Source organism: Stenotrophomonas sp. LM091, from assembly GCF_001806305.1.
GTDB lineage: Bacteria > Pseudomonadota > Gammaproteobacteria > Xanthomonadales > Xanthomonadaceae > Stenotrophomonas > Stenotrophomonas bentonitica_A.
In genome coordinates, this window is record NZ_CP017483.1 from 2594251 (window position 1) to 2619328 (window position 25078).

22 protein-coding genes are annotated in these 25078 nt (G+C 67.7%); 12 read left to right on the top strand and 10 right to left on the bottom strand.

Annotation, left to right across the window (positions count from 1 at the left end; translation table 11 throughout):
* Positions 1 to 3 precede the first annotated feature (3 nt).
* Entirely contained in the window at positions 4 to 1110 is a 1107-nt protein-coding gene (locus BIZ42_RS11290; RefSeq protein WP_070426487.1) for a dipeptide epimerase, read from the bottom strand.
* Entirely contained in the window at positions 1111 to 2556 is a 1446-nt protein-coding gene (locus BIZ42_RS11295) for an SH3 domain-containing protein (protein ID WP_070426488.1), read from the bottom strand. It lies immediately after the preceding gene.
* A gap of 134 nt (positions 2557 to 2690) precedes the next feature.
* Here BIZ42_RS11295 and BIZ42_RS11300 point away from each other — a divergent pair, with 134 nt between their 5' ends.
* The 9 genes from BIZ42_RS11300 to BIZ42_RS11340 all read left to right on the top strand — a co-directional run bounded on the left by BIZ42_RS11300 (position 2691) and on the right by BIZ42_RS11340 (position 13590).
* Positions 2691 to 4175 carry a transglutaminase domain-containing protein gene (locus tag BIZ42_RS11300; RefSeq protein WP_070426489.1) on the top strand — a complete coding sequence of 495 codons (1485 nt, stop codon included), beginning with the start codon at positions 2691 to 2693 and terminating at the stop codon, positions 4173 to 4175.
* Positions 4176 to 4218: 43 nt separating this feature from the next.
* Positions 4219 to 7245 carry a TonB-dependent receptor gene (locus BIZ42_RS11305; protein WP_070426490.1) on the top strand — a complete coding sequence of 1009 codons (3027 nt, stop codon included), beginning with the start codon at positions 4219 to 4221 and terminating at the stop codon, positions 7243 to 7245.
* Positions 7246 to 7340: 95 nt separating this feature from the next.
* Positions 7341 to 8918 carry a serine hydrolase domain-containing protein gene (locus BIZ42_RS11310; RefSeq protein WP_237393495.1) on the top strand — a complete coding sequence of 526 codons (1578 nt, stop codon included), beginning with the start codon at positions 7341 to 7343 and terminating at the stop codon, positions 8916 to 8918.
* A 10-nt stretch (positions 8919 to 8928) separates the two neighbouring features.
* On the top strand, positions 8929 to 9606 hold the full coding sequence (locus BIZ42_RS11315) for a M15 family metallopeptidase (protein ID WP_083279843.1): 678 nt from the start codon (positions 8929 to 8931) through the stop codon (positions 9604 to 9606).
* 43 nt (positions 9607 to 9649) lie between these two features.
* Entirely contained in the window at positions 9650 to 10027 is a 378-nt protein-coding gene (locus BIZ42_RS11320) for a hypothetical protein (protein ID WP_070426491.1), read from the top strand.
* A gap of 220 nt (positions 10028 to 10247) precedes the next feature.
* Positions 10248 to 10664, top strand: a complete 417-nt coding sequence (locus BIZ42_RS11325) for an EF-hand domain-containing protein (protein ID WP_019185963.1) — start codon at positions 10248 to 10250, stop codon at positions 10662 to 10664.
* A 109-nt stretch (positions 10665 to 10773) separates the two neighbouring features.
* On the top strand, positions 10774 to 11526 hold the full coding sequence (locus BIZ42_RS11330; RefSeq protein ID WP_019185962.1) for an HAD family hydrolase: 753 nt from the start codon (positions 10774 to 10776) through the stop codon (positions 11524 to 11526).
* Positions 11523 to 12074, top strand: coding sequence for a hypothetical protein (locus BIZ42_RS11335; protein WP_070426492.1), 552 nt, complete (start codon positions 11523 to 11525; stop codon positions 12072 to 12074). Before BIZ42_RS11330 ends, BIZ42_RS11335 begins: the two co-directional genes overlap by 4 nt.
* A 142-nt stretch (positions 12075 to 12216) precedes the next feature.
* Positions 12217 to 13590, top strand: coding sequence for a VOC family protein (locus tag BIZ42_RS11340; protein WP_070426493.1), 1374 nt, complete (start codon positions 12217 to 12219; stop codon positions 13588 to 13590).
* Between the two features lie 177 nt (positions 13591 to 13767).
* Here the strand turns inward: BIZ42_RS11340 and BIZ42_RS11345 are convergent, their stop codons facing one another.
* Positions 13768 to 15282 carry an acetyl-CoA hydrolase/transferase family protein gene (locus BIZ42_RS11345; protein ID WP_070426494.1) on the bottom strand — a complete coding sequence of 505 codons (1515 nt, stop codon included), beginning with the start codon at positions 15280 to 15282 and terminating at the stop codon, positions 13768 to 13770.
* A 374-nt stretch (positions 15283 to 15656) separates the two neighbouring features.
* On the opposite strand from BIZ42_RS11345, the gene glnE reads away from it, so the two are divergent.
* Positions 15657 to 18491 carry a bifunctional [glutamate--ammonia ligase]-adenylyl-L-tyrosine phosphorylase/[glutamate--ammonia-ligase] adenylyltransferase gene (glnE, locus tag BIZ42_RS11350; RefSeq protein ID WP_070426495.1) on the top strand — a complete coding sequence of 945 codons (2835 nt, stop codon included), beginning with the start codon at positions 15657 to 15659 and terminating at the stop codon, positions 18489 to 18491.
* 59 nt (positions 18492 to 18550) lie between these two features.
* Here glnE and BIZ42_RS11355 read toward each other — a convergent pair whose 3' ends face one another.
* The 6 genes from BIZ42_RS11355 to BIZ42_RS11380 form a co-directional block, all read right to left on the bottom strand.
* Positions 18551 to 19177 (bottom strand): hypothetical protein, encoded by a 627-nt coding sequence (locus BIZ42_RS11355; protein WP_156785734.1) that lies wholly within the window; start codon positions 19175 to 19177, stop codon positions 18551 to 18553.
* A 59-nt stretch (positions 19178 to 19236) separates the two neighbouring features.
* Positions 19237 to 19791, bottom strand: a complete 555-nt coding sequence (locus tag BIZ42_RS11360) for a queuosine precursor transporter (RefSeq protein ID WP_070426497.1) — start codon at positions 19789 to 19791, stop codon at positions 19237 to 19239.
* Positions 19792 to 19867: 76 nt separating this feature from the next.
* Positions 19868 to 20392 carry a hypothetical protein gene (locus tag BIZ42_RS11365; protein WP_070426498.1) on the bottom strand — a complete coding sequence of 175 codons (525 nt, stop codon included), beginning with the start codon at positions 20390 to 20392 and terminating at the stop codon, positions 19868 to 19870.
* Positions 20393 to 20434: 42 nt separating this feature from the next.
* Positions 20435 to 20938, bottom strand: a complete 504-nt coding sequence (locus BIZ42_RS11370) for a hypothetical protein (RefSeq protein ID WP_070426499.1) — start codon at positions 20936 to 20938, stop codon at positions 20435 to 20437.
* A 35-nt stretch (positions 20939 to 20973) separates the two neighbouring features.
* Positions 20974 to 21837, bottom strand: a complete 864-nt coding sequence (locus tag BIZ42_RS11375; protein WP_070426500.1) for a DUF2145 domain-containing protein — start codon at positions 21835 to 21837, stop codon at positions 20974 to 20976.
* 57 nt (positions 21838 to 21894) lie between these two features.
* Positions 21895 to 22866: a mitochondrial fission ELM1 family protein gene (locus tag BIZ42_RS11380; protein WP_070426501.1), complete on the bottom strand. Its 972-nt coding sequence runs from the start codon at positions 22864 to 22866 to the stop codon at positions 21895 to 21897.
* Between the two features lie 128 nt (positions 22867 to 22994).
* Here BIZ42_RS11380 and BIZ42_RS11385 point away from each other — a divergent pair, with 128 nt between their 5' ends.
* The gene (locus tag BIZ42_RS11385; RefSeq protein ID WP_019186197.1) at positions 22995 to 23585 is read left to right on the top strand and encodes a malonic semialdehyde reductase; all 591 of its coding nucleotides are present in this window, start codon (positions 22995 to 22997) and stop codon (positions 23583 to 23585) included.
* Positions 23586 to 23671: 86 nt separating this feature from the next.
* Positions 23672 to 24373 carry a YceI family protein gene (locus BIZ42_RS11390; RefSeq protein ID WP_083279845.1) on the top strand — a complete coding sequence of 234 codons (702 nt, stop codon included), beginning with the start codon at positions 23672 to 23674 and terminating at the stop codon, positions 24371 to 24373.
* Between the two features lie 225 nt (positions 24374 to 24598).
* Here the strand turns inward: BIZ42_RS11390 and BIZ42_RS11395 are convergent, their stop codons facing one another.
* Complete coding sequence (locus tag BIZ42_RS11395) at positions 24599 to 25036, bottom strand: hypothetical protein (RefSeq protein ID WP_070426502.1); 438 nt, start codon at positions 25034 to 25036, stop codon at positions 24599 to 24601.
* Positions 25037 to 25078 lie beyond the last annotated feature (42 nt).

Sequence of the window (25078 nt, forward strand, 5' to 3'; positions counted from 1 at the left end):
CGGTCACCACCGCCGCGGCGTGATCATCTCCAGCCCACGCACCTCGGTGATGCCCAACCCGGGCGCATCGCTGATGGTGATCTCCGATTCGTTGAAGTTGACCCCGCCGGTCACCGGGTTGAACTGGCCCAGCGACGGCCCATCCAGATCCACCTTGGTGATGATGTCGCTCTTGGCGACGGCCAGGTGCACGGCGGCGGCCACGGAGATGCTCGATTCGATCATGCAGCCGATCATGCATGGCACGCCGTAGATCGCGGCGATATCGGCGATGCGGATCGCATTGGAGAGGCCGCCGGTCTTCATCAGCTTGATGTTGATGATGTCGGCCGCGCGCTGTTGGATCAGGTCGAACACCTGGCCGGGATTGAACACGCTTTCATCGGCCATCACCGGGGTGTTGACCCGGTCGGTGACGTACTTCAGGCCGCTGATGTCGGCGGCCTTCACCGGCTGCTCCAGCAGTTCCAGCACCACGCCGGCCTCTTCCAGCGCCCGCATCGCGTACACGGCCTGCTTGGCGGTCCAGCCCTGGTTGGCATCCAGGCGCAGCAGGGCGCGGCCCTGCACCGCAGCGTGGATCGCTTTGACCCGCTCGATATCCAGGCCGATGTCCTTGCCGACCTTGATCTTCAGCGACTCGAAGCCGCGCTCGATCGCCGAGAGCGAGTCGGCCACCATCTTGTCGATGTAGTCCACGCTGATGGTGATGTCGGTGGTGATCACCGGGTCGCCGCCACCCAGCATCCGGTACAGCGGCGCGTTGTGCAGCTGCGCCCACAGATCGTAGACCGCGATCTCCACCGCGGCCTTGGCGCTGGTGTTGCGCTCCATCGAGGTCTGGATCAGGCCGCAGAGCCGGTTGAGGTTGGCCACGTCCTCGCCGATCAGGCGCGGTTTGATGAAGCCGTCGATGGCCTCGATGATCGAGCCGTGCGTGTCGCCGGTGATCACCGCCGTGGCGGGCGCTTCACCGTAGCCGGTATGGCCGCTGTCGGTGCGGATCAGCACGACCACGTCTTCGACGGTGTCCACGGTGCGCAGCGCGGTCTTGAACGGGGTCTTCAACGGCACGCGCAGCATGCCGAGTTCGATGTCGGTGATCTTCATTCAGGGGGTCTGTGGCCGAAGGCGCTGGATGTTGGTGATGCGGTCGATGTAGCTCACGGTATCGCTGGCCATCATCGGCTCCAGCGGAGTGACCGACACGCCGTTGAGGTGGGCCTGCACGCGCTTGCCATCCGCGCCGATCCAGCCACCGCCAGCGGTATCGTGGATCAGCCAGGTGCGGCCGTCGATGTGGCCGATCGCCATCATCACGTGGCCAGGGATGTAGACCAGGTCGCCGACCTGCAGCTGCTGGACGGCCGTGTCGCGCGTGGCTTTCCCGTCCTTCGCGCTGAAGGCGATGCGGTCCAGCGCCGGGCTGACCGCCTGTGCGCTGGTATTGCGCGGCATCAACACGCCGACGCTGCGGTAGATCTCAGAGACGAAGCCACTGCAGTCGCGGGTGTCGTAGTCGTGGCCCCAGCCGTAGCGCTCGCCGAGGAACTTGAAGGCCTGGGTCAGCAGCGTCCGCGCGGTCAAAGGCAGATAGTCGTCGGCGGTGTCCTGCGAGCGCGGCAGCAGTGCCGGCACCAGTGACAGGCGGCCATCGGCCTCGCGCACCGGCAACTGCACCACATGCGCGGCGTGCACCTGCTGGCCGTTGACGGTCTTCTCCAGCGGCCAGTCGGCGATCACCGGCAGGCGCACGCCCATGTCCAGCTGCAGCCGCGACACGCGCGGCTCCTCCTGCGTGTACGCGGTGAACGCGGTGGCCCCGGTGACCACCCGGTACGGGCCATGCTGGCCGTAGCCGAGCACGGTGTCGGCGTCGCCGATGCCGACGAAGCGCTTCTCGATCCACGCCGAGTAGCGTTCGCTGGTGATGAACAGCCAGCGCCCGTCAGCGCTTTCATGCAGCACCGCCACCGCGTCGCCGGGGAACAACGCCGACTCCTGGAAGCGGTCGATGTCGGTGTCGCCCTGGCTGCTGAACACCCGCAGCGTGGTGGGGAACGCGCGCAGCGCGGCGCGATGGGTGACCAGGCCGTACTGCAGCGGGCGCTGCGCCGGAACCGCGGCGAGTGCCAGGTTGGCCAGGGTCTCGCTGCGCTGCCGGTCGCTGATGGTCTTGCCATCCTGGCCGTACAAGGTGCGCTCGGGCCACCTGGAGAGCGATTGGATGCTGCCCAGCACCTGCTCGCGCGGCAGCTGCGCCGGCAACGCGCGCAGATCGTGGATCGAGGTGTCCTCGGCACGCATGCGGGCGTTCTGTGCGGCGATACCGGCGCGATCGAGGATCACGCGGTCCGGATCGGGCAGGCGGTCGGCCCAGAAGCCGGGCGCGAGATAGGCCTCGCGCAGGGCGATCACCCCGCCGAAGTCGGCGCCGGGTGCGGCACGCGGCGCCTCGGCCCAGGCAGGTGCCAGCGTGGCCGCAAGGACCGCCGCCAGCACGGCGCGCGACAACCAGCGGGACCGCACAGGGCGGTGGGGGGAAGCCTGGATCATCACGCGGTCACCCTCCTCGGAAGCGTCAGGAATATTTATTCCTTTTTTCGGCGAAAGCAAGAATAAATTATTGACCGGCTATCAGGCCCGTGTTACACAGCGATTACCCCACCCGCACCTTGGGAAGTGTCGCCGTGGATCCTGTGATGCGCAAACCGCGATTGCCTCTGCCTGCTGTCTGGTGCCTGTGCGCTGGTCTGCTGGCGATGCCGTGGGGGCTGGCCGCCGCGCCGGTCGCGCTGCCGACCGTGATCGCCGGCATCGACCGCGGTGCGTTCGCGCAGGCCGAGGCCGACATCGCTGCGGCGTTGCAGGATCCGAGCCTGTCGGATGCCGAGCGTCAGGCCTATGCCTTCGAGCGCGAGCGGATGCGCCGCATGCGACTGGACTTCACCCTGGACGCGGCGGCGGCCAAGGCGCAGCTGCGCAAGCAGATTCCCGACCTTCACGATGACGAATTCGCGCGCTGGGATTCTGCCGGCCTGATCGAACACCTGGATATCGATGGCCAGCGCCGCTACTTCAAGCGCGCGCCGTCCAACCTGTTCCGGATCAGCGCCGAGGCGCGCGCCCGGCGGGCACCCGGGGCCCCGCTGCCGAAGGAGGGCCCCTATGAGCATCTGCACCCGCACCATGAGGAGATCGTCGCGGCCGCCCGCGCTACGGGCGCGACCAGCCTGGTGCCGCGCCGCATCGAGGTGACCCAGTCGCTGCTGGTCAAGCCCGATGCCGTGCCGGCCGGGGAAACCATCCGCGCATGGATTCCCTACCCGCGTGCCATCGCCGGCCAGCAGGAAGACATCACCTGGGTCGCGAGTACGCCTGCCGGCGCGCAGGTGGCGCCTGACAGTGCGTTGCAACGCACCGCCTACCTGGAACGCAAGGCGGTGGCCGGCACCCCGACCGAGTTCCAGATCCGTTACGCGGTCACCGTGTACGCGCGCCACATCACGATCGATCCTGCCAGGGTCCAGCCCACGCCGGACGACCCGGCGCTGAAGCCGTACCTCGCCGAGCAGGCGCCGCACGTGGTGTTTACCCCGGCGTTGCGCGCGTTCTCGCAGCAGGTGGTCGGCACCGAAACCGATCCCTTCCAGATCGTCCAGAAGCTGTTCGACGCCGTGGACCGGATTCCATGGGCCGGCGCCCGCGAGTACGCCACGATCTCCAACATCAGCGACTACGCGCTGCACGCCGGTCACGCCGATTGCGGGCAGCAGACGCTGCTGCTGATCGCGCTGTTGCGCCTGAACGGCATCCCCGCGCGCTGGCAGTCGGGCATGGTTTATTCCGACGATGCGGTCGGCTACAACAACCTGCATGACTGGGGCGCGGTGTACCTGGCGCCCTACGGCTGGGTACCGATGGATGTCACCACCGGGCGCCTGGACAGCCCGCAGCCCGCGCTGCGCGATTTCTATCTGGGTGGGCTGGATGCCTATCGCATCGCCTTCAACGACGACTACGCCCAGCCACTGGTGCCGGCCAAGCAGCACTTCCGGTCGGACACGGTGGATTCCCAGCGCGGCGAGGCCGAATGGTCCGGCGGCAACCTGTATTTCGATCAATGGAACTACGACGTCCAGTCGCACGTGGTGCCACTGGAGGCCAAGCGGTAAACGGCGGTATCCACGATTCCACATCTGCAGGAGAGAGCAGGGAATGAACGTAAATCGATTGAAGCGGGCAGCGCTGTGCGTTGCGCTCGGGGCGTGTCTGGGCAGCCTGGTACCGATGAGTGCTTCGGCACAGAATGTCAGCGGTGCCGTCGCGGGGCGTGCCACTGCGGGTGACCAGGTCACCGTCGTCAGCAACGCGACCGGCCTTACCCGGACTGTGACGGCCAGCGCCGACGGCAGCTATCGCCTGGGCCAGCTGCCGGTGGGCGACTACCAGCTGCAGGTGAGCCGCGATGGCCAGAAGCTCGGCGAGCCGTTCGCGGTCAGTGTTGCGGTCGGCGGTACGACCACCGTCAACCTGGCCAGCAGTGGCGGCGTGGTCAACCTCGATGCGCTGCAGGTGGTCGGCACCCGCGTCGTCAATCGCGTGGACGTGTATTCCACGGAAACCTCGTTCAACGTGAACCGCCAGGAGCTCTCGCGCCTGCCGGTCGCGCAGGATCTGTCGGCGGTGGCGCTGCTGGCGCCGGGCGTGGTGGGCGGTAATTCTTCGTTCGGCGGGCTGTCCTTCGCCGGCTCCTCGGTGGCCGAGAACGCGGTCTTCATCAACGGCCTGAACGTCACCGACATGTATACCCGCCGCGGCTTCTCCAGCGCGCCATTCGGCTTCTTCAACGAATTCCAGGTCAAGACCGGCGGCTATTCGGTCGAATTCGGCCGCTCCACCGGCGGTGTGATCAATGCCGTCACCCGCTCGGGCACCAACGAGTTCCAGGGCGGTGTGGAGGTGACGGCCGAGCCCAGCGCATGGCGGTCCAGCCCGCGTGATCACTTCCACCGCGATGGCACCCCGCACTCCTACGCAAGCCGCGACAACAACTCGTTCCTGAAGACCAACGTGTGGGGGTCCGGCCCGATCATCAAGGACAAGCTGTTCCTGTTCGCGATGTATGAGGACCGCAACGACACCGGCCACAACACCTCCTCCGATGCGCTGAGCTGGTTCAAGAACAAGAGCGACAACGGCTTCTGGGGCGCCAAGCTGGACTGGAACATCAACGACAACCACAGCCTGGCACTGCTGGCCTTCTCCGACGAAGGCGAGATCACCAATGGGGCGTACAACTACGACTGGGATGACGACCAGATCGGCGCGTGGGGCGGTGATTCGGTCACCGAGACCGGTGGCAAGAACTGGTCGGCGACGTACACCGGTCACTTCGGCGAAAACTTCACCGCGCGCGCCATGGTGGGCGAGAACAACCAGCGGGCCTTCACCAACTCCTCGCTCGATGAGGCGTGCAGCCCGGTGTTCACCGATGCCAGCTATGCCTCCCGCCTGGGCAAGCTCAACGGCCTGCGCGCAGGCTGCCACCCTACCGGTGCCGCGGTTGCCGAGCGCGACGACACGCGCGAGGTGGCCCGCCTGGACTTCGAATGGCAGCTGGGCACGCATCTGCTGCGCTTCGGCGTGGACCGTGAGTTGATGACCACCGAGCAGTCCACCCGCTACCCGGGCCCGACCCAGCTCAGCTATACCGCCTACGTGGCCCGCCCGGGTGATGAGGTATGGGACGGCGCCAATGCCTATGTTCCGGCCGGCGTGACCGAGATGCTGCGCGCGCGCAATCGTGTCTCCGGTGGCACCTTCGAGACCGAGGCCAACGCCTTCTACCTGGAAGACATCTGGAACATCACCCCGAACCTGATGTTGAACCTCGGCGTGCGCTGGGACCGCTTCGAGAACCGCACCGCCGATGGCGACGCCTTCATCAAGATGGATGACCTGATCGCACCGCGCTTCGGCTTCTCCTGGGACATGAAGGGCGATGGCAGCACCAAGCTGTTCGGCAACGCCGGCCGTTACTACCTGCCGGTGACCAACAACATCAACGTCAACTTCGCCGGCGGCCTCACCGACGAGTACTCCTACTACGTGCTCAACGGCTGGCAGCAGCAGGCCAACCCGGTCACCGGCGCGCCGTACATGGCCCCGGTCATCGGCCAGCAGATCGGCCCGGTCGATACCCGCATGAACACCGGCGCGGCCGACCTGCGCCAGAGCGTGGACAAGGACCTGAAGGCGGTCTACCAGGATGAGTACATCCTCGGCTTCCAGACCATGATCAACCAGGCCTGGTCGTGGGGCGTCAACGCGACCTACCGCAAGATGGACCGCGCGCTGGATGACATGCGCATCAACCACACCCCGTGCGGGCCGACCGGCACCACCCTGTGGCCGATCGCCAACCCGGGCGAGAGCCTGACGATCTGGGGCGACTCCAGCATCGGCTGCGCCACCGAGGGCTGGATCACCATCGATACCTCCAAGGATGGCTACCGCAAGGGCGGCAGCCTGGAGGTGGTCGGCTACTCCAAGCCCAAGCGCACCTACAAGGCCCTGGAGTTCCAGATCGACCGCGCGTGGGATGAAAAGTGGCTGTTCAACGCGTCTTACCTGTGGTCGCGCAGCGATGGCAACTTCGAAGGCCCGGTCAACTCGGACACCAACTACGGCGACACCGGCATGGTCCAGCATTGGGATCATCCGTCCAACAACCAGCGCTACGGGCCGTTGTTCAACGACTTCCGCCATCAGTTCAAGTTCCGCGCCGCCTATGCGCTGAACGAGCAGTGGTCGTTCGGCACCACGCTGCAGGTGCTGTCCGGTGGCCCGATCACGGCGTTCGGCGTGATGTGGCCCAACGATACGGTCGCCGGTGGCAGCACCTCCAGCGAAGGCAGCGGCGGCGGCACAGGCTGGCTGTGCGTGGCGAACTGTTCGGGGTCGTATGACCAGCGCCAGTTCGAGTACAGCCCCCGTGGTGCCTTCGGTCGCCTGCCCTGGACGTGGACCATGGGCGCCAACGTCACCTGGCGCCTGCCGGTGGAGGGCATCGACCTGAGCGCACGCCTGTCGGTCTACAACCTGTTCAACAACCAGACCGTCATCAACGTGCACCAGCGTTATGAAGCCCAGCCGGGCCAGGTGCGCGAGAACACCTTCAACACCGGCACCCGCTGGCAGGCACCGCGCTACACGCAGCTGATGGTGACCTGGAACTTCTGATCCGGCGCGTACGTGGCAGGTGCCGACAGTAGGTCGGCACCTGCCTTCCACGGGCGGCTTCGGTTGCACGCGCTCCGGTCATGACGAGGGACTCCATGCTGTCACGCACCTCACCGCGTACCCCATCCCGCCTTCTCACGCTTGGCCTGTCCTGCACCCTGGCCATCGCGCCCGGCGCATGGGCAGCCGATCGGGCCGACACCTTCAATCGGCTGCTCGATCAGGCTGTCACCCATGAACACCTGCCCGGCATCGCCATGGCCGTGGTCGAACACGGGGAAGTTGTCTTCACCGGCGCCCGTGGTGAGCTCCAGGCCGGCCAGGGCGAGGCCATCAACCCGGACACCCTGTTCAAGATCGCCTCCAACAGCAAGGCGATGACCGCCGCGCTGCTGGCCCGGCTGGTCGACCGCGGTCTCCTGCGCTGGGACGACCCGGTCATCAAGTACCTGCCGCAGTTCCGCATGCATGACCCGTGGGTGACGCAGCAGATGCAGGTGCGCGACCTGCTGATCCACAACAGCGGCCTGGGCCTGGGGGCGGGCGATCTGATGCTGTGGCCCGAGCCGAACCGCTTTACCCGGCAGGACATCATCGCCGGGCTGGCCCACCTCAAGCCGGTCACCAGCTTCCGCAGCGGCTATGCCTACGACAACCTGATGTATGTGGTGGCGGGTGAAGTCGCTGCCGCCGCCGGCGGCAAGCCCTACGATCAACTGCTGCGCGAGGAGGTCTTCGTGCCGTTGGGGATGGATCGCTGCCAGGTCGGCGCGTGGTCGGTCACGGCGGTCGGCAATGTTGCCCAGCCGCATACACGGAAGGACGGTCGCAGCGTGGTGCACGGTGCCGATGGTGGCCTCAGTCCCGATCTGACTTCGATGGCCGCCGGCGGCATCCGTTGCAGCCTGCGCGACATGATCCGCTGGATGCAGGTGCTGCTCGATCCCGCGCGCGTGCCCGGGTGGCTGGGCGCGGTGCAGCGCCGCGCGCTGTGGACCGCGCACATGCCGATGCCACTGGGCGAGCGGCAGCGCCGCTGGGACGACGCGCACGTCTCCGCCTATGGCTATGGGTGGCGCCTGTCGGACATGGACGGGCAGTGGAAGGTGGCCCATACCGGCACGCTGTCGGGCATGTACTCCTCGCTCGCGCTGCTGCCGGACCGCAAGGTGGGCGTGGTGATCCTGATCAACAGCGACGCCGAAGATGCACGCACCGCGCTGATGCAGGCGGCGTTGAAGCACTACACCGCGCCGGATGACGGTGCAGATGTGGAGCACTATCTGTCCCTGCTCGCGCAGGAGCGCGCCGGGCGCCGCGAGGCCGGGCAGGTGCGCCCGGATATCCGTGCGCGTCGTCCGGCCCCGCTTCGCACCACGGCGGCCGCGCAGGGCCGCTATCGCGACCCATGGCTGGGCGAGGCCCTGCTCTGCCCGCAGCAGGGCACGCTGCGCTTCAGCGTGGCCAAGTCGCCGAGGCTGCGTGGCCAGGTCATGCAGCTCGGGGAGCGCTGGCTGGTGCAGTGGGATACGCTCGGGGCCGATGCCGAGCCGTGGTTGCAACTGCAGCCGGGTGCGCCGCCCACCTTGACCTTGGCCGCGATCGATCCGGAGATCGACTTCAGTTATGACTACCAGGACCTGCACTTCTCCCGCGTCGGCGATTGCCCGTAGCACGCTGCTGTTGGCGCTGCTGGCAGGCAGTGCCCACGCGGCGGCGGCGGTCACCGTCTCGCCGGCCCGCGACGTGGCCGAGGCCGGGCTGGTCGATATCCGCACACTGGCACCGGCAATCGAGCAGGACATCCGCTACGCCGGGGTGGACAACTTCACCGGCCGGCGCGTGCCCGGCTATGACGCGCCCAAGTGCTATCTGCTCGCCCCGGCGGCCACCGCGCTGGCCCAGGTGGAGGCCGACCTGCGCGCCGAAGGCTTCGCGCTGCGCCTCTTTGATTGCTACCGCCCGGCCCACGCAGTGAAGGCCTTCGTGGCCTGGGCGCACGACCCGCACGAGCAGTCGCGCAAGGCCCTGCAGTATCCGGACATCGACAAGCCGGCCCTGCTGGGCGGTTACATCGCCGAGACTTCCGGCCACAGCCGCGCCGCCACCGTGGACCTGACCCTGCTCGATTGCCGCACGGGTCCCTGCGCCCCCATGGACATGGGCACCGACTTCGATTTCTTCGGCCCGCGTGCGCATACCGATGCGCCGGAGATCAGTGAGGTGCAGCGCCGCCACCGCCAGCAGCTGCGCCAGGCGATGGCCCGGCGCGGCTTCGCCAACTACCCGATGGAGTGGTGGCACTTCACCCTGCAGCCCGAGCCGGCGCCGACCACCGCCTACGACGTGCCGGTCCGCTGAGGCGCACCGCTACACTGTGCGCTGACCGCCCGATCGGACCACGATGAACCTGCCGCTGCATTTTGGATTGCTGGGAACGCTGGAAGCGGGCCTGATCGCGCTGCTGGTCGGGCTGCTGGTGTATGCGCTGTGGCATCGACTGTGCCGCTGGGCCGGGTGGACCGATGGGCACGCGATCGGCTGGGCCTGCGTCATCGCGGTCGTGGCCTCGGCCGGCATCGATGCGTGGAACCTGTTCTACATGGGCATGATGCGGCTGGAGTCGCCGCTGTACGCCCGGTTGTTCCTGGCCAGCATCCACGATCCGAACGAGCTGGGCTCACGCGTGGTGCTCGAAGTGGCCGGCGCGATCGGCGGTGTCGCATTGGGGTGGCTTTTGTTCAGTTCCCGCTCAGCCGAAAAAAACAGCAACGCCGCGTGAGATTGCGTTCGCATCCGGTTAAATCCGCCGCCGTTGAATGCCTGTGTTACCAACTGCTCACCTGCGGCTAACCACTGCGGTAATGCACGCGTTCGGGGAGGTGGTTAAGACGGCGTGCGCAGTGCGATCAAGGGGCAATATCGATTCACAAACGGGGTGGCAGTGTGGGGCCGTGCGGAAACAACAGGCCGCGCAACACATAACCAAGGAGACCACCCCAATGACTACTCGCATCCGCAAGCCCCTGATCGCCCTGATCGTCGCCGCAGGCAGTGTGCTGGCCATTCCGGCGATGGCCCAGTCGGCGCAGCACAGTGCCGCGCAGGCCCAGAATCAGGCCGCCCAGGCACAGCAGGCGGCGGCGCAGGCCGGCGACGCAGCAGATACCGCTGCCAATGCCGCAGCCCAGGCCTCCGCGCAGGCCAACGGGGGCGGTGGCCAGACCTGGGCCAGCGTTGATACCGACGGCAACGGCACCATCAGCAAGGCCGAGGCACAGGTGAACGCGGGCCTTGCCCAGGTGTTCGACCAGGCCGACACCAACAAGGACGGCGAGCTCTCGCCGGATGAATACAAGGCGTACGTGGCTGCCCAGCAGGGCAAGGCCGCAGATACGGGCGCCCAGCAGAGCAGGTAAGGACCGGGGACACCGGTAGCGCAGTGAGGGGGAAAGGGCGGCTTCGGCCGCCCTTTCTTTATGCGCCGCCGGGGTGGGGCCGCTGCGCCGCTGTTGGTATCCTTGGCCGATGATGACTTCCCTGCCCACGCCGCAAGGCGCTATCGGCCTGGTTGGTTTTGACGGTGATGACACGCTGTGGAAGAGCGAGGATTACTACCGCAAGGCCGAGCAGGATTACCTCGACATCCTGTCGCGCTATATCGACGTGCACGACACCCAGACCGCGCGCCACCTGCTGGAAGTGCAGCAGCGCAATCTCGGCGTGTTCGGCTATGGCGTGAAGGGCATGACCCTGTCGATGGTCGAAGCGGCCATCGAGATCACCAACCAGACCATCAGCGCCCGCGACCTGCAGCAGATGCTCGACATCGGCCATGACACCCTGCGCCACCCGGTGGAGCTGATCGATGGCGTCCGCGAGTCGGTCACCGAGATCGCCCGTGACTATCCGGTCGTGCTTATCACCAAGGGCGACCTGTTCCACCAGGAGGCCAAGATCAAGCTGGCCAACCTGCGCGACCTGTTCCCGCGCATCGAGATCGTCTCCGAGAAAGACCCGGAAACCTACGCCCGCGTGCTGGAGGAGTTCGATCTGCCGATCGAGCGCTTCGTGATGGTCGGCAATTCGCTGCGCTCGGACATCGAGCCGGTGATCACCTTGGGCGGCTGGGGCATCCACACCCCGTACGCGGTGACCTGGGCGCACGAAACCCAGCATGGCGTCGCCGACGACGAGCCGCGCATGGTCGATGCACCGACCGCCTTCGAGTGGCCGCAGGCGCTGCGCACCATCGAAGCCAAGGCGGCGCAGGCCGGATGATGCGCGCCGGGCTGCTCGCGCTGCTGTTGATGCTGCCCTGGGCGGCGGCGGCCGAGCAGACCCCGGAGAAGTCCGCCGCCTACGTGGTGGACACCGGGGATGCCTGGGTGGATACCCAACTGCAGGACATCAACCACTACGCCGAGCGCTACCCGGATAGTTTCCTGGATGAAGTCTCGCGTTACGCCGGGGTCTCGCGCGGCTACATCGCCGCGCTGATGCACACCCACGGCTGGCAGGCGGGCGACATCTACTTCGCCTGTTTCTGGGCCCACGTGATCGAACGTTCCTGCCGCGAGAGCGTGCAGCGATGGTCGCGCGCGGTGCCGGAGGAGGGCGAGGCCAAGCGCTGGGAAGCCGTGGTCGCCGAGCTTCCGGTCACGCCGACCAATCTGCACTGGCGCGCGCTGCGCCATGCCATCGTCGCCAGCCACGATCACTGGGATCGCCCGGTAACCCTTGATGCCACGCTGCAGCGCCAGCTCGGCAACCGCGAGCAGCGCCAGCGTGCGGCGGCCAATCCGGAACCGGCCGCAGCGACGCGCTGACGCGATGATGCACCGCGCAGCCACGCATGGCGTGGCGCTACCCCGTCGCTCACCTTTGCTGCTGTGCAGATCGCCGCGCGCCACCGCCTCGGCGACAATGGCCGACTGCTGTCCCTCCCCGTGATCCGTTGCCGAGTACGTCATGAGCACCGACCGTTTCGTTTCACCCAACGATATCCGCAGCCTGTTCGCCCAGGCGATGTCCACCATGTACCGCACCGAAGTGCCGCTGTACGGCACGCTGGTCGACCTGGTGGCCGAGATCAACGACGCCGTGCTGACCGCCAACCCGGCGCTGGCCGAACAGCTGGACCGCACCGACGAACGCGCCCGCCTCGACCAGGAGCGCCACGGCGCGATCCGGGTCGGCACGGCGGAAGAACTGGCCACGCTGGGCCGCCTGTTCGCGCTGATGGGCATGTACCCGGTGGGGTATTACGACCTCTCGGTGGCCGGCGTGCCGGTGCATTCCACCGCCTTCCGCCCACGCACCGCGCAGGCGCTGGCGCGCAACCCGTTCCGCGTGTTCACCTCGCTGCTGCGGCTGGAGCTGATCGAGAATGTCGCGCTGCGTGAGCAGTCCGCTGCCATCCTCGCCCAGCGCCGGATCTTCACCGATGCCGCGCTGGCCCTGATCGAACAGGCAGAACGCGAGGGTGGCCTGGATGAAGCCGATGCGCGCCGCTTCGTCATCGAAGCGCTGGAGACCTTCCGCTGGCATGGCGATGCGACGGTTTCGCTCGCCACTTACCACGCGCTGCACGACGCGCACCGGCTGATCGCCGATGTGGTCAGCTTCCGCGGCCCGCACATCAACCACCTGACCCCGCGCACGCTGGACATCGACGCTGCGCAGTCCGGCATGCTTGCACGCGGCATCGATGCCAAGGCCGTGATCGAAGGTCCGCCACCGCGCCGCTGCCCGATCCTCCTGCGCCAGACCAGCTTCAAGGCGCTGGAAGAAACCGTGCAGTTCCCCTCTGGCGATGCAGGCGACGCCGGCACGCATACCGCGCGTTTCGGTGAGATCGAACAGCGCGGCCTCGCGCTGACACCCAAGGGCCGCGCGCTGTATGACCAGCTGCTGGCACAGGCGCGCGACAGCGGCGGCGCCGGCAGTACCGGCCAGGACTATCCGACGCGCCTGGCGGCGGCATTCAGCGCCTTCCCGGATGACCACGACACCCTGCGCCGCGAAGGCCTGGGCTATTACCGGTACGCCCTGACCGATGCTGGCCGCGCCACCCCGGCCGCAGTCGGCGACCTGCCGGCCGAAGCGCTGATCGCCGCGGGCCTGGCCAGCGCCGACCCGATCGTCTACGAAGATTTCCTGCCGGTCAGCGCCGCAGGCATCTTCCAGTCCAACCTGGGCGGCGACGAACAGCGTGCCTATGCCGCGCATGCCAACCGCGATGCCTTCGAGCAGGCGCTGGGCATGAAGGTGGAGGACGAGTTCGCCATCTACGAGCGGCTGCAGGCCGAGTCGCTGGCGAGCCTGCGTACCGCTGTACGGTAGTGCCGGCCGCTGGCCAGCTCCGCATGTACCAAACGCGCATCCGGGCTTGCGGACGGTAATGCGTGGAGCCGGCCAGCGGCCGGCACAACCCGGAAAGAGAACGTCGTGGTCCCTACATCGCGACCCGGAAACAGAACGCCCCGGTAGGTACCGACCGTTGGTCGGTACCGTGCACCATCACGCCTTCATCGTGCCGGTATCGAGCCAGCGCTGGTGCCACGACAGCGCTTCGGGCAGCAGATGCGGGGTGTGCTTGCCGTAACTCTCGCGGCTGGCGCGGTCAAAATAATCGTTCAACTGATCGCGGAAATCCGGGTGCGCGCAGTTGTCGATCACCACCCGCGCACGCTTGCGCGGCGTCAGCCCGCGCAGATCGGCCAGGCCCTGTTCGGTGACGATCACCGAGACATCGTGCTCGGTGTGATCCACGTGGCTGACCATCGGCACGATCGCCGAGATGCTGCCGTTCTTCGCCGTCGAGGGGCTCAGGAACGCGGACAGGAAGCCGTTGCGCGCGAAGTCGCCCGAGCCGCCGATACCGTTCATGATGCGGCTGCCCATCACGTGGGTCGAGTTGACGTTGCCGTACAGGTCGGCCTCGATCATCCCGTTCATGCCGATGCAGCCCAGGCGGCGCACCAGCTCCGGGTGGTTCGAGATCTCCTGCGTGCGCATGATGATGCGCTCGCGGTAGAAATCGATGTGCTCCTTGAAGGTCTCGTTCGCCTGCGGGCTCAACGCGAAGCCGGTGCACGAGGCATAGCTCAGCACGCCGTCGCGCAGCAGGTCGAGCATGCCGTCCTGGATCACCTCGGTGAACGCACTCAGATCGCGGAAGCCGCTCTTGGCCAGCCCGGCCAGCACCGCGTTCGGGATGTTGCCCACGCCGCTCTGCAGCGGCAGCAGGTTGGCCGGCAGGCGGCCCTTGGCTACTTCGTGCTTGAGGAACTCGATCAGGTACTGCGCGATCTGCTCGCTGGTGGTGTCGATCGGGCTGAACGGGCTGTTGCGGTCCGGGCCATTGGTGCGCACCACCGCCACGATCTTGTCCGGATCGCAGCGCAGCGCGGTCTCGCCGATGCGGTCGTTGGCGTGCACCAGCGGGATCGGCTTGCGGTGCGGCGGCAGCGCGGTGCCGTAGTAGATGTCGTGCATGCCATCCACGCCGGCCGGCTGCCACTCGTTGACCTCGACGATCACCTTCTTGGCCAGGTCCAGCCAGGTCTTGTTGTTGCCGACCGAGGTGGAGGGCACCAATGAGCCGTCCTCGCGGATCGCCGAGACCTCGATCACCGCCGTGTCGATCTCGCCGTAAAAACCGAACCACACGTGCTGGGCGACATGGCTGAGGTGGATGTCGATGTAATCCAGCTTGCCCTCGTTGATGCGGTTGCGCGCATCCGGGTCGCTCTGGAACGGCATGCGCATCGCGATGCCATCGGCCTTGGCCAGCGCGCCATCCAGTTCCGGCGCGGTCGAGGCGCCGGTCATCAGGCTGATCTGGAAGGGCAGGCCCTGGGCGTGCACCGCCTCGATGCGCTGCGCCAGCGCGACCGGCACCGCCTTGGGGTAGCCTGAACCGGTAAAGCCGCTCATGGCGACGGTTTCACCCGGCTGGATCAGGGCGGCGGCAGCTTCAGGGGAGACAACGCGGTCACGCAGACGCGCGTTTGCAATGCGATCGACAGACATGACGACAACGTTTCTGGGGGGATCCCCATTATCGGCGATCCATGCAGCCGCAGGGGTTCTACCTTGGTGGGATGGCGTTTTCACATCGCCGCCTCCCTGTTCAGGTTTGCCGCCTACTTCTGTACCCGCAAGTATTGTTTTGCAGTGCAGCGTGCAAGTTCTCCGCCGACCCTAGAAGATCGACCTGCATCCCGACGTGGGGGAGGGAGCAGAGCCCGCTGGCAGTTCGCTGCAAGCGGGCTTTTTTATTCCCGCCGTTCGGTGAAAGGTACGCCGCGCCGTTCGACGATGCGGTCACGCGCCGGTCGATGACCGCGTTACCGCGATGGCGTCTGGCCGGGGACCGCCACGCCGCGATGCCACATAATCCCCCCATGCCGATTTCTGATCTCGCCGCGCCCGCGCGCGTCCCCGACGCCCTTGTTCCCCTGGTTGATCGCGCGTTGGCGCGCCTGGCCCTGTCGCTGACCGAGGCCGGCCACTGGCCGCCGCCGGCTCCCGTACTGGACACCGTGCGCGCCCTGGCCGTCACCAGCGATTTCGCCATCGACACGCTGTGTCGCCAGCCGGCGCTGTTGTCCCACCTCACCCAGGACGGCTGCCCACCGCTGCCGCTGCCCGAGCTGGATCCGCTGCAGCCCAGCGAATGGCAGCAGCGCCTGCGCCGCTACCGCACCGCTGCCTCCACCCGCCTGATCTGGCGCGACCTGACCGGGCAGGATGACGTGCCTGCGACGCTGGCCGGCGCCACCCACCTGGCGGAGGCGTGCCTGCAACTGGCGCTGACCGCGCTGGAGCAGGAATTCACCGGCCGCCATGGCGTGGTCCGCGCTGCCGACGGAAGTGCGCAGCAGCTGGTCGTGTTCGGGCTGGGCAAGCTCGGTGGTGGCGAACTCAATTTCAGCTCCGATGTGGATCTGGTCTACGCCTACCCGCAGGGCGGCGAATCCGATGGTGCGCGTCCGCTGGCGGCCGAAGAGTATTTCGCACGCCTCGGCCAGCGCCTGGCGCGGCTGCTGGATGACACCACCGTGGATGGCTTCAGCCACCGCGTCGATCTGCGCCTGCGCCCGTTCGGTAACGCCGGGCGGGTGGCGCTGTCGTTCGCCGGCATGGACCAGTACTTCCAGCGCGAAGGCCGCGACTGGGAGCGCTATGCCTGGCTGAAGGCGCGCGCCGTCGCCGGTGATATCGCGGCGGGCGAAGCGTGGCTTCAGACGTTGCGCCCATTCGTCTACCGCCGCTATCTGGATTTCACCGCGCTTGATGGTCTGCGCGAGATGAAGGCCGCGATCACCGCCGAAGTGTCGCGTCGGGAAATGCACGACGACATCAAGCGCGGCCCCGGCGGCATTCGCGAAATCGAATTCCTCGCACAGGCCCTGCAGCTGATCCGTGGTGGCCGCGAGGCACCGCTGCGCGAGCGTCGCCTGCTGCACGCGCTGCCGGCACTGGTCGCCTCCGGCCAGATGGCCGAACAGGACGGTGCCGACCTGCTGCATGCCTACGGCTTCCTGCGTCGCCTGGAGAACCGCCTGCAGATGCTGCGCGACGCGCAGACGCACGCGCTCCCCACCGACGCCACGGACCGCCTGCGCATCGCCGCCGGTCTTGGTTACGAAGATTGGGAGGCGCTGGTTGCCGCGCTCGATGTACAGCGCGCGCGGGTCAGCACCGAGTTCGCCGCGCTGCTCGCACCGCGCCGTGGCCAGGCCGCGCCGGATGCACTGGCCAGCTACTGGCGGGGCCTGCCCGACAACGGCAGCGCCGAGGTGCTGGCCGAGGCCGGCTTCTTCGATGCCGGCAGTGCCGATCAATCCCTGCGCGACTTCGCGCAGAGTTCCGGGGTGAAGTCGCTGTCCGATGCCCCGCGTACGCGCCTGGACCGCGTGCTGCCGGCACTGCTGCACGCCGCTACACGCTCCCCGCAGCCGGATGCCGCGCTCAAGCGCGTGCTCGGCCTGCTGCAAGCGGTCATGCGCCGTACCAGCTATCTGGCCCTGCTCGACGAACAACCCAGCGCGCTCGCACGCCTGGTCGATGTGCTCGCCCGCAGCGCCCTGCTCGCCGAGCGGCTGGCTGCCTATCCTCTGCTGCTCGACGAACTGCTTGATGTGCGCGTTTCCGGGCCGATGCCGGATGCGGCAGGCATGCAGGCCGAGTGCGATATCGCGCTGACCATCGATGATCCCGAGGCCGCGCTGCGCCTGCTCAACGAGACACGGCTGGCGCTGAGCTTCCGGATGGCGATGGCCACGCTGGATGGCCGCCAGCGAGCGGTCGATACCACCCGGCAGCTGGCCGAGCTTGCCCAGGCGGTCGTGGTCACCGTACTTGCGCTGGTGCAGGCCGACATGCAGCGCCAGCATGGCGGTATTCCGGGCGGACGCTTCGCGATCATCGGCTACGGCAGCCTGGGCGGACTGGAGCTGGGCTTCGGCTCGGATCTGGATCTGGTCTTCCTGCACGACCATCCGCCCGGACAGGTCAGCAGCGACGGGCCGCGTCCGCTCGATCCCGGCCGCTGGTATGCGCGCCTGGCGCAGAAGGTGATGGCGATGCTGGGGGCGGTCACCGCTGCCGGCCGCCTGTACGACATCGACGTGCGCCTGCGCCCGGACGGTGGCAAGGGTGCGCTGGTCTCCTCCTTGGCCAGCTACACCGAATACCAGCGCGAACGCGCCTGGACCTGGGAGCACCAGGCACTGGTGCGCGCCCGCGCGATCGCCGGCGATGCCTCGCTGCTGGCCGACTTCGAGCGGGTGCGCGCCGATACCCTCGCACGCCCGCGCGACAATGCCGTGCTCTACACCGACGTGCTGAAGATGCGCGCGCGCATGCGTGCCGAGCTGGACCGCAGCGACGCGGCGCGGCTCGACCTCAAGCAGGGCGCGGGTGGGATCGTCGATCTGGAGTTCCTGCTGCAGACCGGCGTGCTCGACAGCGCCGGCACGCACCCGCAGGTGGTGGAACCGCGCGATACCCCCAGCCTGATCGACGCCCTGGCGGCGATTGCGTGGCTGCCTGGTGGCACCCGCGAGGGCCTGCACGAGGCGCATGCCGCGCTGCTGGACGTGGGCCTGGCCTGCACGCTGGACCGCCGCCCGCGCCTGGCGCCACCGACGCCCGCCCTGGAAGCCGCGCGCGCGATGATCATCGCGGCCAGCGATGCAGCAGGGCTGCCGTTCCAGGCCCCGCACCCCGCGTAGAGGCGGGCTCTGCCCGGCTGTCTATCGTCCCGCATCGCGCAGCTACCCATGGGGTGGCTCTACTCAGACAGCGCACGCTGCACCAGGGCCCGGTCGCGTTCACCACGGCGCAGGATCGCGCGGCGCTGAAGCGCGTCGCGCAGCATGGGGTCATCAGCCGCCAGGCCATTGCGCTGGGCGATGTACAGCACCGTCTGCAGCGGCCAAGCGTAGAACGCGCTGTGCGCAACCACGTCATCGATCAACGCAACCGGCACTGTGCGCCAGGCCAACGCGCGCGTCAGCGAGGCATCGGCCAAGCGGTCGACCAGCTGCTGGGCCAGTCCATGGGCATCGTGGTTGCCGGCCCGCACGATCACGCCACTGTGGCCGGCAAAGCCGGGCATGCCGCCGGCAGTCGACATCACCGCCATCAGCATGTCCGGGTTGGGCAACGCCGACGCGGTGCCGTCGGCCCACGTCCTGCAGAACGCCACTGCCGTGGGGCAGTACACGGTCAACGTTGCCGCCCAGCCACCTGCAGCCCGCAGCGGGTACAGTCCGGCGCTGGCCAGTTCCGTCTTCCCCTCACGTACCACCCAGTCCAGCCCGCGCGTACGCACGCCGGTGTGGGTGGCAGCACCGGCGGCCAGGCGTGCGCGCACTTGGCGCTCCACGGCAATTTTGTAGGTGGCATCTGTTTCCATCGCCATAGCCTGCTGCACCCGCGTGGGCACTGTCCAGCTAGTGCACGGCCGCAGCGCGCTTACGCCGTGCGCGGTGCCATCTTCCACAGCAACGCGCGGAACGGCGCCAGCAGAAACACGCCGATCGTCAGCTTCACCGCCAGATCGCCCAGCGCCCAGCTCACCCACGGCAGGCTGGAACCGGCGAACGCGATGCTCCAGAAAATCGTCGTATCCAGCGTCGCGCTGCAGGTCGTTGCCACCATCGGCGCGCGCCACCAATGCCCACGGCGCAGCCGGTCGAACACGGTGATGTCCAGCAGCTGCGCGGCGATGAAAGCCACGCACGAGGCCACCGCGATCCGCGGCGTGGCGATCCAGATCGACAGCGGCACGGCCAGCGCAAAGCCCGCCCAGGCCACCTTGCGCGCGGCCTGCGGGCCGAAGCGGCGATTGATGAGGTTGCTCACCAGGAACGCCACCGGGTAGCTGAAGGCACCCCAGGTCAGCCAATCGTTGATCGGGTACTGCACCAGTACATTGCTGCCCAGCACCACCACGCCCATGGCCAGCACCGCCAGCAGCAGCGACGGCACGGTCAACGGGGCAAAGGCAATGGCAGGACGCGCGGACATGGCGAGCCGGGGGAATAGGGGGAAGCGGCGGATTATCCGGGCTTGGCCGGCCCGGGGCCAGCCCGGGCCGGTTTGCCTACCAGCGTTCGCTCAGGTTGCTGGCGGCAGCGTCGGTGGTCGGCAGGAAGGCCAGGGCCGCGCCGTCGACCGCGGTCACCGTCCAGCCGGCACCGGCCGGCGTCGGCTCGAAGGCCAGCACATCGCCCACTGCCACGGCAGGCGCGGGCGTGTCGCTGCGGGCCGGCCACTGCAGCAGTGCCAGGTCGTCTGGCGCGTCGGGGTTCTTCAGCGCGACCTGAAAGCCGCCATCGGCCTGGGGCTCGACTCGCTCCACGGTCAGCGGCGGCAGCGGGCCGGCCTTTTCCGCGCGGGCGACGCGCGCCCGGCTGCGTTGGACAGATCCGTCGTGCAGCTTGCCGATCCCGGCCGAGGTCAGCCAGATCGGCGCGGTGACGACGACCAGGCTCACTACCGAGGTCACGGCCACGCTGCTGGCGACCGGGTGGCGGTAGACGGAGTACTGCGCCTGGGCCGGCAGGCTGGCGGCGAACAGTGCCACGACCAGTGCCGGGGCGATGACGCGCGGGGAGAGCTGTTTCATCTGATCACTCCGTTCACAGAAAGGGGAGAGGGCAACCGGCGCTTACCAGCGCTCGCTGGAGTGCCCGGCGGCCGCGTCCGGCGTCGGCAGGAACGCCAACGCCGCACCGTCGGCGGCCGTCACGGTCCAGCCTGCACCGACCTCGGTCGGCTCGAAATGCAGCACATCGCCCACCTTGAGCGTCGCGGCAGGATTGTCCGGGCGTGCCGGCCAGTCGATCAGCGCGGTCGCATCGGGGGCGTCAGGCCGCTGCAGCGCAACGTGGAAGCCGCCGTCGGGCTGGCGATCGATCTGCTGCACGGCCATCGGCGGCAGCGGTTCGGCCTTGCTTGCATCAGGCTTGGTGCGCTTGGAACCTTCGCGGACGCTCTGCGACCCCTTGGCCACCAGCAACACCGGCGAGGCGGCAATGAACGAGACGGTGTAGACGCTGATCACCGCGCTCACGCCCGAGGCCTGATTGCCGTTGAGATTGCCGGCCGATGCAGGCAGTACGGTAAGCGCAGACACAGCGAGCAGGCTCGCGCAGAGAAGGGATTTCGTCATGACGCAGTTCCTGGAGAGGGTAGGGGATGACGCGCTCATGGTTTCGGTGCCGCAGCGCCGTCCACCGGCACGTGGGCCACGCTGAGTTCCTGCTGCAGCGCGTGACGCTGCGCGAGGAAATCGAACACCGACTCGACGGTCACCACCGAGTAATTGCCCGAAATGCGTTCGCTGGCGGGATGATCGGTTACCGCGGCATTCGGCACGAAGAAGCGCGCGCCCAGCCGCTTGGCCACGCCGATATGCAGCGTACTGGGGCGATAGTCGCGCTCCTTCAGCCAGGCCTGCGCCTGTGCGCGCTTGATCAGCAATGTCCCGTCGTCCTCATGCGCCAGTGCAGCGGCCAGCACCTCAAGCACCCACTGATTGGAATTCTGGTACTCGTCGCGGAACGGGTAGGCAACCACGCTGTAGCGTGGCTCATGCAGCGCACGCGCTTGGATGGCAGGCGGGGTGAGCATCGCGATCAACGCCTTGCGAACCGCCGGCGTCGGCACCCCGATGCGCAGATCGGTATGGCTGCCACTTTCACCGATGAAGGTACTCAGCCCTTCCCGGAACAGCTCGGACTGCGGTGATTTGCAGTGGTTGAGCAGGTGCACCGCGCGCCAGTTGCCATCGGCCTCACGCAACAGGAAGGCCAGGTGGCTATGGCGCAGACCGTACTTGCTGAGGTCCTGGCCACCGCGGGCGATGATCACCACGTCCACGCCGTCCAGCGCGTCGAGTGTTTCCCCGGCGGTCAATGCCACATCGAACATCGCCGCCAATGATTGCGGCGTGGGATGACGCTCCACGCACTGCGGTTCGGCCTGCGCGGTCAGCGCAGCGCCAAGCAGGGCGCCACAAAGAAAAAGCGGGCGCAGGCGTTTGATCTGGGCAGCGAAAGGTACGTCCATGTCACACGGTCTCCGGCGGCACCGGCCGCGGCCGCATCATAGCGTTGTGCAAGGATGTCAGGCCTGAATCCCCAGCCGCGCACGCACGTCCTCGGCAACCCGCGTGGTCTCACGCAACGGTTCGATGCGGCCCTGCGTCTGCCAGTCCAGCCAGCGCGCCTGCAAGCGGCCACGTTCGCGCAGCGCGTGCTGGAAGTGCGCCAGCCGCCCCTGCGCCTGTTCGGCCAGGGCCACCGCGACCGGCATGCGCGTGGCACACGCTTCAGAGAGCAGGTTCACCGAATCCGGCGAGACCACCACGCGGTTGGCCCAGCCCAGCAGGCCGGCATACGGATTCACGCCGTCGCCGCCGTCGCCCCAGATCACGTTCGGCACATCGGCGAACGCACTGCGCAGCGCACCGACCAGGGCCGGTGGTGTGCGTCGCGAAGTCGTGGCCAGCAGGCTGCCCCCCTCGGCGCGCAGCTGCGAAGCGAGTTGCTGGAACACCTGCACCATGTCCGGCTCGTGCCAGGGCGCGTGCGGGGTCGGCCCGCCGACCAGCAACGCAGTGCGCGGGCCGGGCAAGGCGCTGAACGCAGCGAACGCGGCACGGCCGCAGGCCAGCCAGTCATCGTTGACCGGATTGAGGCTGCCGAGCAGGGTGAGCACGTTGCTGCCGCGCAGGCGGTCGTGCTCGGGAACGACCAGCAGGTCCCAGTGGCGCGGGCTCAGGCGCGGGTCGAGGATCTGCACCACCTTGGTGCCACGGCGGCGCAGTTCGCGCAGTGCCCCGGCGGCCTGGCGGCCACAGCCGACGGCCAGCGCAGGGGCCTCGGCGGCCAGTGCGGCAAAGGCCTCGCCGTAGCCGTTGGCCGCGCCCGGCAACCAGCGCGGGGCCAGCCAGCGCCAGGGCGCACGCGGGGTGAGCACCAGCGGACGATGCGCCCCCAGCTTCAATGCCGTGGCCAGGGCCACCGCCTGCCGCACATTGCCGGCACGGCCGTCAGTGATCGTCCAGGGTGGACTCCATCGTTTCACGTATGGCATTAATTCGTTTCAGTCAGGCTGGGTGTTGCAACTGTCGCGACACTCTACACTGCCAGCCTTCGCCGATCGCGCTGTCGCCCTGCCACGGTAGCCGATGCGCGAACGATTCCCTTATTTCCGGAGGCTTCATGTCCCACGTCCTTGACGATGCTGCGCTCGATCAGCTGTTCCGTACCGCCCGCACCCAGAACGCCTTCCTTGATAAGCCGGTCGACGACAGCCAGCTCAAGGCGCTGTACGAGCTGCTCAAGTGGGGCCCGACTGCCGCCAACGGCAGCCCGGCGCGCTTCGTGTTCGTGAAGTCTCCCGAAGCCAAGGCCAAGCTCGCCCCGGCGCTGTCGGAGGGCAACCACGACAAGACCCTGGCTGCCCCGGTCACGGTGATCGTCGGCTTCGACGAAGACTTCCACGAGAAGCTGCCCTTCCTGTTCCCGCACACCGATGCCAAGGCATGGTTCGATGGCCCGCGTGAAGGCCGCACCGAAGGCGCCTTCCGCAATGGCAGCCTGCAGGGCGCGTACCTGATCCTGGCCGCCCGCGCGCTGGGTCTGGATGCCGGCCCGATGTCCGGCTTCGACAACGCCAAGGTCGACGAAGCCTTCTTCAAGGGCACCGCGATCAAGTCGAATTTCCTCGTCAACCTGGGGTACGGTGACGCCTCGGGCCTGTTCCCGCGGCTGCCTCGCCTGTCCTTCGACGAAGCGGCCCGCATCGCATAAGCGTTACCGCCGGATCGTGGCCCGTCCGTGCGGATGGGCTGCATGAATTTTTTTTCTTTTCCCTTCGATTACGAGAGAGACCTGACATGACCGTGACCCGCAAACTGCTGCTGCCGCTCGCCCTGACCCTGGCCATCGCCGCCTGCTCCAAGCCGGCCGACGAAGCCGCTGCCCCGGCTGCCGATGCGCCGGCCGCCACCGAAACCGCCGCCCCCGCCACGGACGCTGCGGCTGCCGCCCCGGCCGCCGATGCGATCCAGATCGCCTCGGGCACCTACAAGCTCGACCCGACCCACACCGACGTGCTGGTCCAGTGGAGCCACTTCGGCTTCTCCCACCCGACCGCGCACTTCGGCGCCGCCGAAGGCACCCTGGTGTATGACGCCGCGGACGTGACCAAGTCCACCGTGGAAGTGAAGCTGCCGCTGACCGGCCTGAACAGCTTCACCGCCAAGTTCGACGAGCACCTGAAGAGCGCCGATTTCTTCGACGCCGCCAAGTTCCCGGCTGCCACCTTCAAGAGCACCAAGGTTGAAGCCAACGGCACCAACAAGCTGACCGTCACCGGCGACCTGACCATCAAGGACATCACCAAGCCGGTGACCCTGGATGTGACCATCAACGGCGGCGGCGAGCACCCGATGGCCAAGGTGCCGGCGGCGGGCTTCGATGCCACCACCACCCTCAAGCGCAGCGATTTCGGCGTCGGCGCGTACGCCCCGAACGTCAGCGATGAAGTGAACATCCGCATCACCACCGAGGCCACTGGCGAAAAGCCGGCTGCCTGAGTTTCTCCTCACTCGTCGTGAGAAGGCAGAAAGCCCGCCAATTGGCGGGCTTTCTTTTTGCGCAGCGGCCGATCGATACCCGGTAGTGCCGGCCGCTGGCTGGCAACCAGGAATCCCGCCGAAGCGCAGCCACGCATGGCGTGTCTCTACCGTTGACGGGACCGGGGTAGATCCACGCCATGCGTGGATACCAGCGCGATCAAGCCGCCGCCACCGGGGCGATGATCACCCCGCCGCCACCTGCGCGATCACCTTGCCCAGCCACAGCGTGGTGAAATCGGTCGGCGTGCGGCGTGCCGGGGCGGTCAGGCCGCTCTCGCGCAGGAACGCATGGGTCGCCTGGGCGAACGCCTGGCGGGCCAGCAGCGCGGCCTGCTTCACCGAGGCCTGCTGCTTGCGCAGCTGCACGATCTGCAGGCTCGGCTTACCGGGCATCGCGTACTTCTGGTAGCGGCGCAGCTCATCGGCGACCAGGTCGATATCGATGTTCGCCTGCACCAGCGCGGCCTGCGCGCGGGCCAACGGCACCAGGGCGGTGCGCAGCGGGGCGATGTTCCCGCCCACGGAGGGCGCCACCGCCGCCAGGGCGGCATCCAGCGCGGGATCGGCGCGCTCGGCGCGGTCGATCAGATCGGTCAGTGCCGAAAGAGAAGGGGCTTGCATGAAAGGCACCGGCACAAAACGCGATTGTCGCATTCGCGGCCG